The following is a 19,370-nucleotide window of genomic DNA, read 5'->3' on the forward strand; positions in this document are numbered from 1 at the left end:
GATTTTCGAAATATGCGGGACACGTCAATCCTTGAAACCGCTCTTCGTTAACAGGCGCTGCGAATGCGGCCGCAATCGAAGGAGAGTGTTTCATGACGAAGACCGACAATGTTTCAACGCGGCGTGGCATCGCCGATCGAGTAATCGCCATGGCGTTTGGTTCTCTGTTGCTCATTCCGGCAGCCTATGCATTGCCGGCCCATGCCGCCGATCTTGCTTCGGGTGCCGCCACGAAAGCTACGAGTTCAGACGACAGCATCCGTCCGTTCCAGATCCACGTTCCGCAGTCGCAACTCGACGACCTGCGCAGACGCATCACTGACACCCGATGGCCAGACAAGGAGACGGTCGACGACGCCTCTCAGGGTATCCAGCTGTCACAGGTCCAGGAACTGGTTCGCTATTGGGGAACTCAGTACGACTGGCGCAAGGCCGAGGCGCAGCTCAATGCATTGCCGGAATTTGTCACCACGATCGACGGTGTCGACATCCAGTTCATCCATGTTCGTTCGCGCCATCCCAACGCTCTTCCTATCATTCTGACACATGGCTGGCCCGGATCGGTATTTGAGTTCATCAAGACCATAGGTCCTCTCACGGACCCGACGGCATATGGTGGCCGGCCGGAAGATGCGTTCGACGTGGTCATCCCCTCGATACCGGGCTACGGATTTTCCGGGCATCCGGTCGATCAGGGCTGGGGACCGGAGCGGGTCGCCCGCGCTTGGGACGTCCTGATGAAGCGGCTCGGCTATGACCACTATGTTTCTCAAGGTGGCGATCATGGTTCGGTGATCTCCGACGCGTTGGCGCGCCAGGCGCCGAAGGGCTTGCTGGCAATCCATCTCAATATGCCCGCGACGGTTCCGGGCGACCTCATGAAGGCCATCAACAGCGGAGACCCGGCCCCCGCGAGCCTGTCGTCGCCCGAGCGAGAAGCGTATAATTCCTTGAGCACCTTCTTCGGACGAAATGCTGCCTATGGCGCGATAATGGTGACCCGGCCGCAGACGATCGGCTATTCGCTTGCCGACTCGCCGTCTGGCCTGGCGTCCTGGATCTACGAGAAATTTGCCCAATGGAGCGACAGTGGCGGCGTTCCCGAGCGCGTTTTTTCCAAGGACGAAATGCTTGATGACATCACGCTCTACTGGCTGACGAATTCCGGCGCATCGTCATCGCGGTTCTATTGGGAGAACAACAACAACAACTTCAGCGCCGAGGCGCAGAAGACGAAGGACATCAAAATCCCGGTTGGCATCACGGTATTTCCGAAGGAGATCTATCGTGCACCGGAAAGCTGGGCCAAGCAGGCCTATCCCTCGCTGACATACTATCATCAGGTCGAAAAAGGCGGGCATTTTGCCGCCTGGGAGCAGCCCCAGCTCTTCGCCGAGGAAGTGAGAGCGGCTTTCAAGTCAGTACGCTGACGACGTCGAAATAGGTGGTCCTCGCTCGAGGGCCACCCCAACCCGACAAGACGTCGCCGCCGCAAACAAAATTGATGTCCTGTCGATCGGGTTGATGATCCGGATCGGCCCGGAGGCGCCTGGAATTTTGCCGCCCCTTCGTCGAAGATGCCATCGTCGGGGAATGCCCAACGAAAATCGGGAGGCGGCCAGGCACACGTGTGCATTTCTCTTCGCTTCTGTCATTCCGATGTTACGCGCCAGGGCTAGCAAGTCTCAGAACTCATCTGGGCGCAGCCTCGATAGCGAAGGGAGACAGGATATGAATAGACGCGAATTTCTGATCACATCGTCGGCGGCTGCGGGCCTTCTGGTTCTTCCGCGCTTCGCCTCGGCCGCCGCAGGCACGATCGACCTCTACAGCGGCTCGGATTCCAATATCATCGACCTCTGGAACAACATCATCCGTCCGGCTTTCGAAAAAGCTCATCCGGACGTCACGCTGAAGGTCACCGATGCCGGCGACAATAATGGCTTGCGCGCCATTGCCGACCGTACTCTTGCAGCACTTAAGACCAAGACCGATCCGCAGGCCGATCTCTTCGAACAGTTTGATCCGCGCCTTCCGGCCGGTGGTATTGATGCCGGTCTCTGGGTGAAGTTCTCCGCTGAGAATGTCCAGGGCTTCGACCGCGTCAACCCGCTCGCTTTCGATACGCCCTACGCGCTGCCCTATCGCGGCTCGCAGGTTCTGCTTGCCTATGACAAGACCAAGCTCGACCAGAAGGATGCGCCGAAGACCTGGGAACAGCTGACGGCCTGGATCAAGGCCAATCCCGGCCAGTTCATCTACAATCGTCCGGACAAGGGCGGTTCGGGCGGCAATTTCGTCCGCCGTGCCATCCATGAAGCCAACGGCCGCGATCCGAAGAAGTTCAAGATCGACAATTTTACTGCCGACTATGCCAGCCAGACGCTGACGCCGGCCTGGCAGATCCTCAACGATCTCGCGCCGTCGCTCTACCAGAAGGGCGCCTATACCGCCGGCAACACGCAGTCGATCCAGCTGCTCGCCCAGGGCGTCGTCACCATCGCTCCGGTCTGGTCCGACCAGGTCCTGCAGGCGATCTCCCAGGGCGTTCTGCCCGAGACGACCGGCCTCGTGCAGCTCTCCGACCTCGCGCTCTGCGGCGGTTTTTCCGCCATGACGATCTTCACGAACGGCGCCAACAAGGACGCCGCCCTCAAGCTCGCAGCCTTCATGCTGACGAGCGAGATGCAGGAAGCCATCATCACCGAGATCGGCGGCTTCCCGGGCGTTTCCTGGGATCACATTTCTGAAGACCTGCGCAAGAAATATGCCGACGTCATCCCGGCGACCATCCCGACCTTCCCGGGCGGCGATTGGGAAAAGGCGATCAATGACGGCTGGTACCGCAACGTCGCTCCCGGAATGAGCCGCACCTGATGGCGGCGGATGCCGCGCAGCCTGCGGTCGCGCGCCGCGCTCAGTCTCCAGGCAGGGGGAGCCTTTACGGGCTCCTCCTCGTCGGCATGCCGGTCTTTCTGGTCGGCTGGCTGATCATCTTTCCGATCTTCTCGGCGATTACGACCACCATCTTCGTCCGTCAGCCGGACGGGACGACCGAGTTTTCGCTTGCCTCCTACCAATTCTTCTTCACTGATGGTTACAGTCTGGCCAACCTCTGGCTGACGCTGTGGACGACTTTCATCTGCGGCCTGCTTTTGCTTGTGATCGGCCTTCCGATTGCCCTTTACCTGCGCTTTTCCGACGGTCGCCTTGCCGCCTATGTGCAGGGCCTCGCGATCTTTCCCATGTTCGTGCCCTCGATCATCCTTTCCTATGCGCTGATCCGCACGATCGGACCGAATGGCACGGTCGACATCCTGCTCAATGCCGTCGGCCTTCCCAAGCTGCCGAGCCCCTATCTGACGCCCTGGGGACCGGTCATCGGCCTCGTCTGGGACAATCTGCCCTTGACCGTGCTGATGCTGACGGCGGGGCTCACGTCCGTTTCCAATAGCTCCATCGAGGCGGCCCGCGACGTCGGCGCGACGCCTATCAGGGTCTTTGTCTCGATCATTCTGCCGCGCATGGGCAATTCCCTGCTGGTCACCGCTTCCTTTGCCGTTCTCGGCATATTCTCAGCCTTCACACTGCCCTATGTGCTCGGTCCCGCCTCGCCGGAGATGATGGGGCCTTTCATGCAGCGCACCTTTGCCGACATGAACGATCCGCCGAGTGCGCTCACGCAGGCGGTCATCACCTTCGGCTTCTGTCTTCTCTTCGGCATCTTCTACGTCTGGTCGATCGCCCGCAATCGCGAGGGCCGATGATGCGCCAGTCGACCGCCTTGAAATTCGATTGGACAGGCTTTGCTCTTTCGCTCCTGCTCACGCTGTTCATCGCACTGCCGCTGCTGGTTGTCGCCACCTGGGCCTTCACCGAGGTCTGGCGCTATCCTTCCGTCATTCCCCAGCAGTTCGGCCTGCGTTTCTGGTCGCAGACGCTGGCGCGCAAGGATGTCTGGGATGCGCTGTTTCTCAGCCTGCGGCTGACGGCGACGGTGACGCTGCTTTCGGCAATCATCTGCCTTCCGGCCGCCTATGCTTTCGCAAGAATGCGTTTTCCTGGCCGCAATATCCTGTTCCTGTCGTTCCTCGCTTCACATGCCTTTCCGAAATTCGGCCTGCTGGTGGCGATAGCCGGCATCTTCCTGCAGATGGGGCTGATCAGCACCTTCTGGGGCGTGGTGTTGATCCAGCTCGTCGGCACGCTGATGCTGATGATCTGGATCCCGGTTGCCGCCTTCCAGAATGTCGACCGGCGCATGGAGGAGGCAGCACGCGACGCCGGTGCTACGCCGCTTCGCGTCTTCTGGTCGATCACCTTGCCGCAGGCTGCGCCGACGATCTCAGCGGCAGTGCTTCTGACCTTCGTCGGCACTTTCTACGAGACGGAGGGCGCCTGGCTGATCGGTGCGCCGGAGATCCGTACCATGCCGGTGCTGATGATCAGCTTCATCAACAACCAGATCGTCGTGCAATATGGCGCGGTCCTCTCCGTCATGCTGTGGGTGCCGTCCTTTGCGGCATTGATATTTGCGCGGCGCGTCGTCGGGACCGGCGCCTTCGCGCGGGGCTTCGGCGCCTGAACGCCGGCAGAAAGGGTTTCAAGAATGGCACATCTGGCGATCAAAGGCGTTGCGAAGAGCTTCGGCCACACCTTTGCCGTCCGCGACTTCTCGCTCGAGGTCGGTGACGGCGAACTCGTCTGCCTGCTCGGCCCCTCGGGTTCCGGCAAATCGACGCTGCTTCGCATGATCGGCGGCTTCGAGCGGCCGAGCGAAGGCAGCATTCGCATCGACGCCAGGGATGTGACGAACCTGCCGCCGGAGCGGCGCCCGACCGGCATGGTCTTCCAGAGCCATGCGCTCTGGACGCATATGGATGTCTTCAACAATATCGCCTTCGGCCTGAAGCTGCGGCGCCTCCCAAAGGCCGAGATCCGCCAGCGCGTCGAGGACGCTCTCGCCCTCGTCGGTCTTGCCGACTACGGACGGCGCGCAGTGACGCAGCTTTCCGGCGGCCAGCAGCAGCGCGTCGCACTTGCCCGCTCGCTCGTCCTCGAGCCGAAGATCCTGCTGCTGGACGAGCCGTTCGCCAGCCTCGACCAGCATCTGCGCGAGCGGCTGCGGGAGGAGGTCCGCGACATCCAGCAGCGGCTCGGCATCACGACATTGTTCGTCACTCACGGTCAGGACGAGGCCCTGGCACTTGCCGACCGCATCGTCGTCATGCGCGATGGCCGCACAGAACAGGTGGCTCCGCCGAGCACAATCTATCGCGAGCCACAGACGGCTTTCGTCGCGGGCTTCATAGGCTCGATGAATTTCGTTGAGAGCGAGATCCGCAACGGGGTCTGCACGCATCCGCTTTTCGGCTTTTCGATCCCCGTTGCGGATGGTCCGGTGACGCTGGCGATGCGTCCGGAAGCCCTGACGGTGCGCCCTGTCAGCCGGCCGGCAGACGCGACCGTCCACCGGGTCAGCGATTTCGGCACGCACAAGATTGTCGATATCGATCTTGCCGATGGTATCCGGCTGAAGGCAATGTTTGCGCCGACCGATATGATCAGAGCCGGGATGGCCGTCACTACCAGCTGCTCCGGCTTCTTCGCCTTCCGCGACAATGCGCTGATCCACCAATCGGCAGTGGCAGCAACGGCTGCAACCGTGCAGCCGCTCTTTACGGCCTGACGTGTCTCAGGCCTTCGGCTGAAAACCTTCCTGCAGCCAGGGATAGAGTGCCTTGCTTGCCGCCAGGATGTCGCCTTTGCCGGTGACGGCGGCGCCTGAAAACCTCGTGACGATACCGCCCGCTTCCTCGACCATCAGTGCCGAGGCGCCAAAGTCATGGACCGACAGGCCGTCCTCGAAAAAGCCGTCCAGCCGGCCGCAGGCGACATAGGCGATCGAAAGCGCTGCCGAACCGAGACGACGCACGCCGGCGGTATTGGCCATAAGGCGCTTGACGGCATCGAAATAAAGCTCTTCCGGGACCGCCTTGACCTGGCCGGGGATCGGCAGGCCGGCACCGACGAGCACGTTCTGGATATCGGCAACCGCGGCGCAATGGATCTGTTCGCCGTTCAGCCAGGCGCCGCTGCCGGCCTCCGCACTGAAGAGCTCGTCCTGCATGGCGTCATAGACGACGCCCGCAACGACACGGCCGGCCTCGGCGATCGAGATCGTCATGCCGAAATGCGGGATGCCCCAGGCAAAATTGGTCGTGCCGTCGATCGGGTCGATATAGATGACCGGTGCATCCGCGCCGGCCTGCCGGTTGCCGACCTCTTCCTCGCCCTGGATCGCATAGGCGGGGAATGCGCCCATCATCTCCTCGACGATGATCCGTTCAACCGCGACATCGATTTCCGTCTGGTAATCGCGCGGCGCCTTGTGGACCATCTCGGCGGCCGTGCGTCGTCTGAGCGCATTGCGCGCCGTCTCTCCTGCCTTGAGGGCTGTTTCGGCGAGTACGAGAAGGCGGGGCGAGGCTGTTGGTGACAGACGCGCGGCGGTCGAAGACAATTTCATGAAGACAATCCGTGTGATGACTGAGGATGGCGAGCAGTTCAGTGCTTCTCATTGCAAATGCGCATGATGCTTTTATGAAGCGAACACAATGGTATGCGACGCCGCGCAGATCTCAATCGACTGCTGCTTCTCAGGTCATGCTCTCTGCCCGCTCGGCTGCGGGTGCCGCGCAGGATTCGCGAAGGATCAGCTTTGGGGAAAAGATCGTCCGCGCGGCACTTGGCGGCGTTTTGTCGGAGATCTCGCTGAGAAGCGTGGAGATCGCCTTTTGGGCCATCTCGAGCACCGGGGCCGCAACGACTGTCGGCGGTGGGTTCATGATGTTTGCAAAATCGAAATCGTCTATCCCGATGACCGAGACGTCATCAGGCACTCTAATACCCAATTCGCGCAGCGCATTCAGGACGCCGAGCGTCATCATGTTCGACAGTGCAAAAATCGCGGTCGGCGGATCCGGCTCGCGCATGCGCCTGATTGTGCTGTCATGCGCGAGCGCCTGGTCGAAACGCCCCTGAAGCAGCAGACCTGGATCAACCGGCAGGTCATGGGCGGCATGGGCTTGCATATAGCCGGCAAGACGATCTTCACCGGTGATGATGTTGTTGCGCCCGACGGTCACTGCAATCCGTCTGTGACCAAGGCCGATCAGATGCTCCGTGGCGATGCGGCCGGCGGCGATATTGTCTAGCTTGATCACGTCATAGGGCAAGCCCTCGATGAAGCTGTCGAGCAGGATCGTCGGCACATGGATCTTGTCGACCATGCGAGCGCCATGTTCGGCATCCGAGCGTGTCGGAATGATGATGAGCCCTTCGACGCGCTGCATGCGCATCATGGTCAGGATCTGCTGCTCGCGATCATGATCCTCGCTCGTCGAATAGACCGCCGCCATGTAACCAGCATTGAGGCAGGCGGATTCGACGACCTTGGCGACCTTGGCGAAATGTGGGTTGGTGATATCGGGCAATATCAGGCCGATCAGCCGCGACTGGCCCATGCGCAGGCTGCGCGCGCCGGCATGCGGGATATATCCGATGTCGCGGACGGCAGCCTCGACCTTGGCAATCACCTCGTCGCTGACGGGAGCTGAGCGGTTGAGCGCGGCCGATGCAGTCGATATGGCGACACCCGCCCGTTTTGCCACGTCTTTGATGGTGGCCATGCATCCTCCCCAGCGCTTTTTGTCGAACCCTCTTGCCACGAGGGCCTTCTGATGCTCTTATACGAAACGTTTCGACTAAGCAAATGACGCCACGCGGGACCGAGGAAGAGCTGGATCCGCGATATTTCAGTAACAGCATACGAAACGTTTCGACCGGTGGAGGCCGGATAGATGGGAACGCGCCGGAGGAGGCGCATAGGGAGGATCACATGCATGAGTTCTCGCGGCGTTCGCTGCTGATTTCGTCTGCCGCTCTTGCCGTCGGCGCAAGTGTCGGCCGCACCTTTGCGCAATCGGATGTCACGGCGACCCTGAAGATGCAGGGCTTCGGCGGTGACGCCGAACTATCGGCCATGACCAACGCGATTGCGCGTTTCAACAAGAAATATCCCAACGTCAAGGTCGAGCTTTCCGTCGATCCGATTTCGACCGGCTGGGGCGACTATGTCACCAAGGTCTTCAGCCAGTTCAATTCCGGCCAGCAGGCCGATGTCTATGGCACGGCGATCGAGACCTTCCAGAGCTTCTCGTCGCGCTCTCTCTTTCTGCCGCTCAACGATTTCGTGGCCGCCAATCCGGGCTTTTCCGACTTCGCGCCGAGCCTCTTCAAGCAGTCGAGCTACAAGGGGGATATCAACTATATCCCGATCGGCTGGAACAACATCATGATCAACTACAACAGGGATCTGTTCGACAAGGCCGGGATTGCCTATCCGAAGGACGGCAAATGGACCTGGGACGAATTCCGCGACGTCGCCAAGAAGCTGACGGTCAAGGATGCGTCGGGCAATGTCACCCAGTTCGGTTATGAGGTGCCGAACCAGAACTTCTTCGTCCAGCCATGGTTCTTCTCGAATGGCACCGGCGCTATCAACGACGAGTGGACGGCATCCAACATGCTCGACCCCAAGGTCGCCGAAAGCCTGCAGTTCCTCCACGACCTCATCCATGTCGACGGCGTCTCGCCGATCCCTGGCAAGGATATGATGGACAACCAGTTCATGGCCGGCCAGGTGGCGATGATCAGTCGCGGCCACTGGATCGTCCAGAGCGCCAAGAACAACAAGCTCAACATGGATGTCGCCATTCCGCCGAGCAAGGTAACCGACACGACCGTGATCGGCTTCGGCGGTTACGCTGTCGCCAAGACGAGCAAAGAGCCCGATCTTGCCAAGGCGCTGATCCTTGAGCTGACAAGCGAGGAGACGCAGAAGGAGGAGGGCGAAAAGGGCGGCGGCGTTCCCGGCCGCAAGTCGGCGGCCGAGACCCCGGGTTTCCTGAGCTTCCCGCCGAGTGCCGCGCTCTATTACCAGACGCTGCCGAACACCAAGGCTGTGCCGTCTCCTGCCAATTTCCAGGAGGTCGAGAAGATCTTCATCCGCTACTACACGGCAATGATGGCCGGCGAGGTCTCGATCGCCGATGGCGTGAAGCAGGCAGATGCCGAGCTCAACGCCTCCTTCGAGCGGCTGAAGAAGCGCATGGGCGGCTGATCGATCTAGGGTTCTCACGATCGCCCTCCCGCCGTCGCGGCCGGGTGGCATGTTGCCATGCAGGCATCTGCCATTCCGGGCGCGGCGGATGACAAACCATGTCCGCCATTCGAGCAGATGCCATGACCGCCACTTTCGAAAGACACCAGCCTCCACAGCTACGCCGCGCGCAGGCAGCGACCGGCTATCTCTTCGTGCTGCCGGCAACGGTGCTTTACCTGACCTTCGTCATCGCGCCTGTCATCGTCACAACGATCCTCGCCTTTGCCTATTACGATCCAATGCTCGGTTCGCAATGGGTCGGTTTCGACAACTTCGTCCGCTTCTTCACAGATCAGCGCTCGCTTCAGATCCTCTGGAACACGCTGCGCTTCGCGCTCTTTGCTGTCACCTTCAACGTTTCGATCGGGCTTGTACTGGCGCTGGCGCTGAACCGCGCCATGCCGGGCTGGCTGCTCTATTTCTTCCGGCTCGCCTTCTTTCTGCCGGTCATCATCGCTGCCGCCTTCGTCTCGATCGTCTGGACCTATTTTTATGGCGATGATCTCGGTGTCATCAATTATTACCTGCGGCTGATCGGTCTGCCGGGTGTACGCTGGCTCACCGATGCCGGCCAGGCGATGACCTCGATCATCATCATGGACGTCTGGAAGAATACCGGCTTCTTCATGATCATCTTCATCGCAGCCCTCCAGGGCGTGCCGAAGAATATCCTGGAGGCGGCGGTGATGGACGGGACGCCTGCCTGGCGCCAGTTCTTCCGCATCACGCTGCCCTATATCTCGCCAGTCGTCTTCTTCTGCATCGTCTACGCCTCGATCGGCGCGCTGCAGGTGTTTGAATCGATCGTCATCCTGACGCAGGGCGGTCCGGGTGACGCCACGCGCTCGCTGTCGATCCAGATCGTCGAGGAGGGCTTCGGCAGCTTCCAGATCGGCTATGCCGCCTCGATTTCGGTCGTCATGACCGTGATCATCCTCATCATCACCGCCATCCAGCAGGTCCTCTCGCGCAAGTGGGTGCAGCAATGAACAGTATGATGCAGACACGCGCGGCCCGGCGCTGGATCGACTGGGCGATCATCGCCACCATGGTGGTGATGGCGATCGGCATGCTGCTGCCATTCCTATGGTTGTTCTCGATGTCGTTCCGGCCGGTCTCGGATGCCTACAAGCTGCCGCCGAGCTTCCTGCCGCCGAATTTCGACCTCACCAACTATCGGCAGGTGCTGGCCTCGCGCGTGCCGTTCCTGGAGATCTATTTCAACTCGGTCATGATCGCCGTCATCGTCACCGTCGGCCAGATGGTGACCTGCACGTTCGCGGCTTTCGCCTTCGCCAGGCTGAACTTCCGCGGACGCGATACATTGTTCTTCATCCTGCTTATCGGACTGATGTTTCCAGCCCAGGTGACGATCCTGCCGATCTATCTCGGCTATGCGCGGCTCGGCCTGCTCGACAAGCCGATCGGGCTGGCGCTTATGTATCTCACCTCCAGTTTCGGCATCTTCCTGGTGCGGCAATTCATGCTCAGCCAGCCGAAGGCGCTGGAGGAAGCGGCGCTGATGGATGGCGCCGGCTATTTCAAGATCTTCTGGCGGATCTCGCTACCGCAGCTTCGCCCGGCACTCTCGGCCCTCGGCATCATCACTTTCACCCAGACCTGGAACTATTATTTCCAGGCTAAGGTGCTTTTGAGCTCGAATGAATCGCTGACGCTTCCGGTCGCGATGGACGTGCTGCGCGGCTACATGGCCTCCGGCAATCTCTCGGTGGTGATGGCGGCGATGAGCATGTCGATCCTGCCCGTCGTTCTCCTCTTTCTCCTCGCCCAGAAATTCGTGATCGAAGGCATCACGATGAGCGGCATCAAGAACTAACATCAGGGACATTGATTTCATGTGGGATGATCTCGCTTCCATCGAACCTCGCTTTGCCTATAAAGGCGCACGCACGCGCCATATTGCTTTTCCTCTCGGCGGCATCGGCTCCGGCGGCCTGTCGATCTCCGGCAGCGGCCGGCTGATCGATTGGTCGATCCGCAACCGGCCGGCGCTGCAGGGCTATAACGGCTACTCGCATTTCGCCATCAAGGCCGAGAAGGGTGGGGAACTGGTCGATGCCCGTGTGCTCAACGGCCCCTATGATCTGAACCCTTCCGGCGCGCCGGGCCTGCGCAAGATGTTTGACGGCTTCGGCCATGGCGCCAACCGCCAGACGCTGGTCGGCGTGCCGCATTTCCAAGAGGTCGATTTTTACGGGCGTTTCCCGATCGCCGATCTCGTCTTCAAGGATCAGCGTTTCCCCGGCGGCGTCAGGCTGACGGCGCTGAGCCCTTTCATTCCCCACAACGACCGCGATTCCTCGATGCCGGTTGCGATGTTCGAATTCGATGTTGTCAACGATACCGCGGACGAACTGACCTATACGCTTGCCGGCACGCTCGGCAATTACGGCTCGAACAGCGGCATCCACACGTTCAGACGGGAAGGCGGGATCAGCAGCCTGCATCTGACCTCGTCTGACACGACGCTGCCGGCGACGCAACGCGGCGATCTGACGATCGCAACGGACGCTGATGACGTCGACCATACCGACCATCACTATCGGGGCCAGTGGTTCGACGATCTCTCGGTCTACTGGAAGGAGTTTGCAAGGCCCGGTCGTCTGCCGAAGCGACACTACGATGAACCGCGCAGCTCCCGGCACATGAGCCTGCAGCCGGAACACGGCACGCTCGGCGCCCGCTTCGTCCTGGCACCCGGAGGACGTAAGAAGCTGCGCTTCGTCATCACGTGGAATTTCCCGCAAGGCGATGTCTACTGGGCCTATCGCGACAAGCCTGATGGGGCCATTCCCGATCGGCCAACGCCGGGCTGGACGAACTATTATGCGACGCAATGGGCGGATTCGACCGCAAGCGCTACTGAAGCCCTGACGCGCTGGGACGCATTGCACTTGCAAACCGCGGCCTTCCGCAACGGACTTTTCGAAACGACGCTTCCGGCAGAAGTCAAGGACGCGGCGAGCGCGACGCTGGCGCTGCTGCGCACCGCGACCTGCATCCGGCTGGAGAATGGCGAACTCTGGGCCTGGGAAGGCCAACATACCCAGGATGGTTCCTGCGAGGGCACCTGCACCCATGTCTGGAATTACCAGCAGGCGGTCTCGCATCTTTTCCCTGCCATCGAGCGGACGCTGCGCGAGACCGAATTCAGCTACAACCAGTTGCCGACCGGCGGGCTGACTTTCCGCCAGAAGCTGCCGCTCGGCTCAGGTTTCGATATTATCGGCCCCTGCGCCGACGGGCATTTCGGCGCGATCATCAAGACCTATCGAGACTGGAAGCTTTGCGGCGATACCGAGTGGCTGCGCCGCTACTGGCCGAATGTCAAACGAGCCATCGAATATGCCTGGTCGCCCGAAAATCCTGACCGTTGGGATCCCGATCAGACCGGCATTCTCTCAGGCCGCCAGCACCAGACCCTCGATATGGAACTGTTCGGGCCGAACTCGTGGCTCGCCTCCATGTATGTGGCGGCCCTTCTCGGCGTTTCCGAAATGGCGGCGGTCCTCGGCGATACCGAGCTCTCGGAAAAGACGGCGTGCATGGGCAAAGCCGGTGCGGCCTATATCAATTCCGAACTCTTCAACGGCCGTTGGTTCATCCAGAAGATCGATCTCTCCGACAAGGACGTGCTGATACCCTTCGATGTCGGCCGCGCCGCCGGCGTTCTCGTCGATGGTTTCATGGAAACCTACTGGTCGGAGGAATTCCAAGAGCTCAAATACCAGATGGGCGAGGGCTGCATCTCCGATCAGATCCTCGGCCAATGGCATGCGGAGGTCGCCGGGATCGGCGGGTTCCTCGATGCCGACAAGGTCAGGATCGCGCTGAAATCGGTGCACAGAAACAATTTTCGCCCGACGCTGGAGGATCACTTCAATCCCTGCCGCAACTATGCCTATGAAGACGAGGCAGGGCTTTTGATTGCAACCTATCCCGAGGGCATTCGCCAGCCGATGGTGGCTGCGCCCTATGCCGAAGAGGTCTGGACCGGCATCGAATATATGGCCGCCTCGCACCTCATCATGCATGGCCTCATCGAGGAGGGTATGGATATTGTCTGCGGCGCCCGCAACCGCCATGACGGTTCGCGCCGCAACCCCTGGAACGATATCGAATGCGGCTCCTATTACGCGCGCTCGATGTCGGCCTGGCAGCTGGTCAATGCCTTCTCGGGGCTCAGCGCCGATTTCGTCTCCGGCACGCTTGCCTTCGCACCGAAAGTGCAAGGCGACTATCGTCTATTTTGGTCAGCCGGCAGCGCATTCGGCACATTGACCCGCAAGGGCGATGGTCTCACTCTCGCCGTGCTGGGAGGCAGCCTCAGGGTCGCTGAAATCGCCGTGGACGAGTTCAAGCATCGCCTTGCCGGGAAGACGCCCATCGAAGCGGGCCAGTCGATCGAACTTAAGACGGTGGCATAATGGCCGGCATTGAACTCAAGGCAGTCCGCAAGGCCTTTCAAAGTCTCGAAGTCATACACGGTATTGATCTCGCCATCGCCGACGGTTCGTTCACCGTCTTTGTCGGGCCGTCCGGCTGTGGCAAGTCGACCCTCTTGCGCATGATGGCAGGGCTGGAGGAAGTAACCTCAGGGGAAATCCGCATCGATGGCCAGCGCTGCGACCATCTTCTGCCATCCGCGCGCGGCATGGCGATGGTCTTCCAGTCCTATGCGCTTTATCCGCACATGAATGTCGAGCAGAACCTCAAATTCGGCCTGGAGAACCAGAAACTTGCCAGGCAGGAGATCGCCGCCCGCGTCGCCAAGGCGGCTAATATTCTGCAGATCGAGCACCTGATGAGCCGTCGCCCGAGCCAGCTGTCCGGCGGCCAGAGCCAGCGTGTTGCGATCGGCCGCGCCATCGTCAAGGAGCCGAAGGCCTTTCTCTTCGATGAGCCGCTCTCCAATCTCGATGCCGAACTGCGTGTAAAGATGCGCGGGGAACTGATCAGCCTGCATCGGCGGCTGAAGTCGACGATGGTCTACGTCACGCATGATCAGGTCGAGGCAATGACCATGGCCGACCAGATCGTCGTGCTCAACGAAGGCCGCATCGAACAGGTCGGCCCGCCGATCGAGCTTTATGCGCGCCCGGCTAACCTTTTCGTCGCACGCTTTCTTGGCGCACCGCCCATGAACCTTCTCGCGGGCCGGATCGCGCGCAGTGGTGACATGATGGGCGTTTCGCTTGAGGACGGCACCCACATTCCCTTGCCCGGTCGCCAAGTCGATTTGCCCGATGGCGCCCCGGTCACATTCGGCATAAGGCCCGAACATTGCGAAATCGGAGAGGGCAGCCTGCAGATCGTGGTCGGCGACACCGAAGTCCTCGGTTCGGAAACGATCATCCATGCCGGGACGGCGACCGGGAATGGCTTCACCGTGGCACTGCGTGGCATCAGCCGGGCAGTCTCGGGCGAACGGATCCCGATCGTCATACGAGAGCCTTTCGTTCATCTGTTCAACGAGGCTGGCATGACGATCGGTTCTGGCAGTGATTGGCGCGATGCCTATCTGAATTGAATCAAGCTTCATCGGCTTCTACAACCTGCCGGCCGGGGTCGAAGCCGTCGGCAGGGTTTCCATCCACTGTAGCGTCCGACTCACCGAGACAGGAAATTCGAGACAGTCAGGTCCACGAGTTCGTCTCCCCGGCCGTTCATCACCGCGCGAATGGCCCAGAGACCGAAACCCTTCACTTGCGCTGCTTCGATCCTGGGCGGCATCGACAATTCCTGCGTATTGGTAACGACGTCGAGCAGTGCCGGGCCGGGATGCGCCAGGATTTCCCTGATGGCACCGTCGAGTTCGGCGGGATCCTCCACGCGAACGCCATGGACTCCGGCTGCGCGGGCAACCGCCGCAAAATCCGGATTCTTGAGTTCGGTGCCGGTCTCAAGGAAGCCGGAAGCCTTCATTTCCATCGCCACGAATCCGAGAACGGAATTGTTGAAGACGACGACCTTGACCGGCAGATTCTGCTGAACGAGCGTCAGGAAGTCACCCATCAACATGGCAAAGCCACCATCGCCGGACATGCTGATGATCTGGCGTTCCTTATATGTTGCCTGTGCGCCTATTGCCTGGGGAAGGGCGTTGGCCATCGACCCGTGAACCAGGGATCCGATCAGGCGACGCTTTCCGTTCATTTTCAGGTAGCGTGCAGCCCAGATCGTGGGGGTCCCGACATCGAAGGTGAAAACGGCGTCGTCGGAGGCATGTTCGCTCAGAAGGCGTGCAACATATTGCGGATGAATCTTGCTGCCCTCTCTGCCGGTGGCGAGGTCGTCGAGGCCTTCCCGCGCCTTCTTATAGGCGGCAAGGCAGGCATCCAGATGATCCCGGTCCGTTCGCTCCGTCAGCTTCGGCAGCATTGCCGCCAGTGTCGATTTGACGTCGCCGACGATTGCGAGATCCAGCGAGGCCCTGCGGCCAAGATTTTCCGGGCGAATGTCCACCTGCGCGATCTTGGCGTCGGTTGGGTAGAACTGCCGATATGGGAAATCGGTGCCGAGCATAAGAAGCGTGTCACACTCCAGCATGGCCTTGTAACCCGAAGAGAAGCCGATCAGACCGGTCATGCCGACATCGAAGGGATTGTCCCACTCGACATGTTCCTTGCCGCCGAGCGCGTGGACAATGGGCGCCTTGAGCCGATCCGCAAAGGCGATCAATTCGTCATGCGCCCCTTCGCAACCGCGTCCGCACAGAAGGGTGACTTTCGAACTGTTGTTGAGCAGCTCCGACAATCGATCGATCTGATCGTTCGCCGGCACGACGTTCGGCTGGGACAGCGTGAGTGCGGCCGGTGTCGAAATCTTCGCGGTGAAATCGCTCAATGCCACGTCGCCGGAAATGACCACGACGGCAACGCCGCGCTTTCCGATAGCCGTGCGAATGGCCGTTTCGATGACTGCTGGCAATTGCTCCGGATGGCTGACAAGTTCGCAATAGTGGCTGCATTCCCGGAAAAGCTGGTCGGGATGCGTTTCCTGGAAATAGCCTCTGCCGATTTCAGCCGAAGGTATCTGCGCGGCAATGGCCAGGACGGGGACCCGCGAGCGATGGCAGTCGAACAGGCCGTTGATGAGGTGGAGGTTGCCCGGGCCGCAGCTTCCGGCGCACACGGCCAGTTCGCCACTGAGGTGGGCTTCGGCCCCCGCCGCGAAGGCTGCCGTTTCTTCATGACGGGTATGGACCCACTCGATGTCGCCTCTTTTTCGAAGCGCTTCCGTGAGCCCGTTCAGGCTGTCTCCGACTACGCCATATATCCGCTTGACTCCGGCCGAATGCAGCACCTCCGTCAGGACATCAGCTACTTTGGACTTCATTGAAAGGCTCCCGGGCTTTGGGTTTCAGGTGGATGGTAAAAGGAAGCTAGGCCTCGCTCTACGCTTCTCAACCCGGAGAATTATCAGAGCGGCGGAGACACCAAACTGGACCTTGGTGTAGGTGCCGGCAGAGAAGAAGCCCGTTTGCCTGATATCCCAGGACGCTGCCTATCAGCCGAGAGCATAGGGTCGCTCCGCGTTTGGCGCCCTTCTTCTGCCGCGACCTATGCTTCCACCTGTTCCCGCTCTTTCATCGCTTCTGCGACAAGTTTCATGAAGCGCGGATGCCGGCGCAGGTTGTCCAGGTCAGAATCATGTGTGAACCATTTGATGTGGTAGACGGAGCTTCGGGGCAGCAAGCCCTCCAGGATATCGATCGCCCGTTCCACATGGCCGAGTACGGAGTGGACGCAGGCAAGATTATATTGGGCGACGATATCATCGGGATCGATGGCGCTTGCCCGTGCGGCCCAATCGCAGGCCCGCGCCGCATCACCGAGATGGGCAAGGGCAAGCGCGCCGCGATGGGCAGGCCCGGAATTTTCCGGGTTCTGATTGAGCGCCCGCTCGGCTCTTTCAATGCCCATGCGCGCCCAGCTTTCCTTGTCCACCGTCCGTCCGAGAGAATGATACGAGGACATCAGGTGGATCGGCGAAACATAGTCGTCGGGGCGGATTTCGGCGGCACGGCTAAAGTAATGCACCGCCTCGGCGAAATTCCCGCGCATGAAGAAGATGCGGGCATAGTGGAAATTTGCTTCATAGAGGTTGGGATCGAGCGCCAGCGCGCGTTCGAAGGATGCCGTGGCCTCGTCGTCCTCGCCGTTTTGATGCAGCGCCAGGCCGCGGGAGGCATGGGCCTCGGCGAGGTCGGGATCGAGTTCCAGGGCTTTGGCGCTCATTGCGAGGATGCGCTCCAGGGGCACGTCGTCGGGCGCCCAGTCGCGGATCGCAGCATCGCAATCGGCGATGCCGGCATAGGCGCGGCCATAGTCCGGATCGAGTTCGACGGCCTTGTAGAACATGCGCCGGGCAAGCTGCAGATAGGACTTGGTCCAGGTATGGGAGAGCTGCCTTCCTCTCAGGTAATAGGTATAGGCCTCGACATTGGCCGTCGGCTCGGCGGCGATCGCCTTGCGTTCCTCCGGCAGCAGCCGCACCTTCAGCTGGCCGACGATCGCGTTGGTGATCTCGTCCTGGATGGCGAATATATCGGTGAGGTCGCGATCATAGCGTTCGGCCCAGAGATGGTCGCCGTTCGTCGTATCGATCAGCTGGCCGGAGATGCGTACCCGCGTACCGACAATGCGCACACTGCCTTCCAGCATATAACGCACGCCGAGCTCCTGGGCGACCTGCTTCACCTTCACCGATGTGCCCTTATAGGTGAAGACGGTGTTGCGCGGCACCACATGCAGGCTGGAAACCTTGGAAAGATCGGTGATGATATCCTCGGTGATGCCGTCGGAGAAGTAATCCTGATCGGCATCGCCGCTCATATTGGTGAAGGGCAGGACGGCGATGAAACAGGTGTTGCGGTTCTGCGCGACGAGGCGGGCAGAACTCGGCTTCTCGAAGGAAACTGTGTAAACCTGAACCGGCTGTCGAATATTTTTGAACACGTGTTCACCTAAAAAATCGAAGCCGAGATTGAGGCGTGAACCGACCTGATCCCGCACGATTGCCGACACGGCAATGCCGCCGACCGGAGCAATGCCTTCCAGGCGCGCGGCAAGGTTGACACCGTCGCCGAAAATATCGTCATTTTCGACGACGACATCGCCGAGATTGATGCCGATGCGGAATTCGACGCGCTCTTCCTTCGGCACGTTTTCGTTGCGCACGGCCATGCTGCGCTGGATTTCTGCGGCGCAGGCGACCGCATTCACGACGCTCTGAAACTCGGCCAGGATGCCGTCGCCCGTCAGTTTGACGATACGGCCCTTGTAATCGGATATGCGGATGTCGACCAGTTCGCAGCGATGGCGGTTCAAAGCCTGCAGCGTGCCCGTCTCGTCCATGCCCATGAGCCGGCTGTAGCCAACCACATCGGCAGCGAGGATGGCACTCAATCGCCGCTCCATGACCCTCTCCATGGATTGTCTCATGTCAGTTTCTCGCTTTTTCCAGATTTTGACCGCGCTAGGGCTCCCTCCCTTGCAGCCGATATCTTTCGATTCGACGTGCTGTCACGGCGGCGCAGAGCCTATATCGTTACGGCGCAGCATCAATACTCCGAACGGGCGAAGATTGCGCCAAACGATAGCTCTTTCGGATGGGAAAGACCCCGGATGTGCTGACGTGCTCAATTTTGAGGCCGTGCATCGATTTTGGAACGCGTCTCGGAAGAAGGGGTCGGGCGCAGAGCGCTCGAACAGGCCCCGGGACAGCGTCTCGTGCCCGTTCATTGCCTCTGAGAGCTTGCGAGGTCGCCGTCATTAAAGGCCGCGATCCATCGAAGCGCGGTTCGATTTGTATCGGCCCGGTCGGTTACCTGGCAGGTAATTTTTCGCGATCCCGTTTGCCGCGGAAGAGCGACAGAATGCTCTGCCAAGAGGAGTTGGCAATCGACAGCGACTGGATTGTCAGTTTCTGCGTGTGCAAGGCGGCGAGCTTGGCGTGGTGCGCCAGTAGCCGTCCGTGATGCGAAGCAGATCCGACGACCGTACCGCTTGTTGTCTCGCGAAAGGCAAGTCGCGCGTCCACGCAAAAGCCCGTTTGCCTAAAGGATGCAGCCTGTAGGTCGAAAGGGGTAGGACATACTCGTCCACTTTTCGATTATAAT

At 60.4% G+C, this 19,370-nt stretch carries 15 protein-coding genes; 10 read left to right on the forward strand and 5 right to left on the reverse strand.

From position 1 onward, the window contains the following. Positions 1-92 precede the first annotated feature (92 nt). From AB8B33_RS24810 to AB8B33_RS24830, 5 genes are all read left to right on the forward strand, one after another. Entirely contained in the window at positions 93-1,430 is a 1,338-nt protein-coding gene (locus AB8B33_RS24810; protein WP_439017385.1) for an epoxide hydrolase family protein, read from the forward strand. A 301-nt stretch (positions 1,431-1,731) separates the two neighbouring features. Beyond that, positions 1,732-2,877: an extracellular solute-binding protein gene (locus AB8B33_RS24815; RefSeq protein ID WP_439017386.1), complete on the forward strand. Its 1,146-nt coding sequence runs from the start codon at positions 1,732-1,734 to the stop codon at positions 2,875-2,877. Beyond that, a complete protein-coding gene (locus tag AB8B33_RS24820) occupies positions 2,877-3,767 on the forward strand; it encodes an ABC transporter permease (RefSeq protein ID WP_439017387.1) in 891 nt (296 codons plus the stop codon). Before AB8B33_RS24815 ends, AB8B33_RS24820 begins: the two co-directional genes overlap by 1 nt. Beyond that, on the forward strand, positions 3,764-4,585 hold the full coding sequence (locus AB8B33_RS24825; protein ID WP_113323833.1) for an ABC transporter permease: 822 nt from the start codon (positions 3,764-3,766) through the stop codon (positions 4,583-4,585). The genes AB8B33_RS24820 and AB8B33_RS24825 overlap by 4 nt, the downstream gene beginning before the upstream one ends. Positions 4,586-4,609: 24 nt before the next feature. Continuing rightward, a complete protein-coding gene (locus AB8B33_RS24830; RefSeq protein ID WP_439017388.1) occupies positions 4,610-5,689 on the forward strand; it encodes an ABC transporter ATP-binding protein in 1,080 nt (359 codons plus the stop codon). 6 nt (positions 5,690-5,695) lie between these two features. On the opposite strand, the gene AB8B33_RS24835 is transcribed toward AB8B33_RS24830, so the two are convergent. Continuing rightward, positions 5,696-6,529 carry an inositol monophosphatase family protein gene (locus AB8B33_RS24835; RefSeq protein WP_439017389.1) on the reverse strand — a complete coding sequence of 278 codons (834 nt, stop codon included), beginning with the start codon at positions 6,527-6,529 and terminating at the stop codon, positions 5,696-5,698. 130 nt (positions 6,530-6,659) lie between these two features. After that, positions 6,660-7,691 (reverse strand): LacI family DNA-binding transcriptional regulator, encoded by a 1,032-nt coding sequence (locus AB8B33_RS24840; RefSeq protein WP_113323830.1) that lies wholly within the window; start codon positions 7,689-7,691, stop codon positions 6,660-6,662. Positions 7,692-7,900: 209 nt separating this feature from the next. Here AB8B33_RS24840 and AB8B33_RS24845 point away from each other — a divergent pair, with 209 nt between their 5' ends. The 5 genes from AB8B33_RS24845 to AB8B33_RS24865 all read left to right on the forward strand — a co-directional run bounded on the left by AB8B33_RS24845 (position 7,901) and on the right by AB8B33_RS24865 (position 14,777). Beyond that, positions 7,901-9,184: an ABC transporter substrate-binding protein gene (locus AB8B33_RS24845; RefSeq protein WP_113323829.1), complete on the forward strand. Its 1,284-nt coding sequence runs from the start codon at positions 7,901-7,903 to the stop codon at positions 9,182-9,184. 98 nt (positions 9,185-9,282) lie between these two features. After that, the gene (locus AB8B33_RS24850; protein WP_439017390.1) at positions 9,283-10,215 is read left to right on the forward strand and encodes a carbohydrate ABC transporter permease; all 933 of its coding nucleotides are present in this window, start codon (positions 9,283-9,285) and stop codon (positions 10,213-10,215) included. Further along, positions 10,212-11,063, forward strand: a complete 852-nt coding sequence (locus tag AB8B33_RS24855) for a carbohydrate ABC transporter permease (protein ID WP_439017391.1) — start codon at positions 10,212-10,214, stop codon at positions 11,061-11,063. The genes AB8B33_RS24850 and AB8B33_RS24855 overlap by 4 nt, the downstream gene beginning before the upstream one ends. A 19-nt stretch (positions 11,064-11,082) precedes the next feature. After that, positions 11,083-13,674 carry a GH116 family glycosyl-hydrolase gene (locus AB8B33_RS24860; RefSeq protein WP_439017392.1) on the forward strand — a complete coding sequence of 864 codons (2,592 nt, stop codon included), beginning with the start codon at positions 11,083-11,085 and terminating at the stop codon, positions 13,672-13,674. Next, the gene (locus AB8B33_RS24865) at positions 13,674-14,777 is read left to right on the forward strand and encodes an ABC transporter ATP-binding protein (protein ID WP_310390324.1); all 1,104 of its coding nucleotides are present in this window, start codon (positions 13,674-13,676) and stop codon (positions 14,775-14,777) included. The genes AB8B33_RS24860 and AB8B33_RS24865 overlap by 1 nt, the downstream gene beginning before the upstream one ends. Positions 14,778-14,857: 80 nt before the next feature. On the opposite strand, the gene poxB is transcribed toward AB8B33_RS24865, so the two are convergent. The 3 genes from poxB to AB8B33_RS24880 all read right to left on the reverse strand — a co-directional run bounded on the left by poxB (position 14,858) and on the right by AB8B33_RS24880 (position 19,291). Continuing rightward, positions 14,858-16,585: a ubiquinone-dependent pyruvate dehydrogenase gene (gene poxB, locus AB8B33_RS24870; RefSeq protein ID WP_439017393.1), complete on the reverse strand. Its 1,728-nt coding sequence runs from the start codon at positions 16,583-16,585 to the stop codon at positions 14,858-14,860. Positions 16,586-16,809: 224 nt separating this feature from the next. Next, positions 16,810-18,669 (reverse strand): TPR end-of-group domain-containing protein, encoded by a 1,860-nt coding sequence (locus AB8B33_RS24875; protein WP_439018844.1) that lies wholly within the window; start codon positions 18,667-18,669, stop codon positions 16,810-16,812. 406 nt (positions 18,670-19,075) lie between these two features. Continuing rightward, on the reverse strand, positions 19,076-19,291 hold the full coding sequence (locus AB8B33_RS24880; RefSeq protein WP_439018924.1) for a hypothetical protein: 216 nt from the start codon (positions 19,289-19,291) through the stop codon (positions 19,076-19,078). Positions 19,292-19,370 lie beyond the last annotated feature (79 nt).

The organism is Rhizobium sp. 768_B6_N1_8 (assembly GCF_051811225.1).
Taxonomy (GTDB): Bacteria; Pseudomonadota; Alphaproteobacteria; order Rhizobiales; family Rhizobiaceae; genus Rhizobium.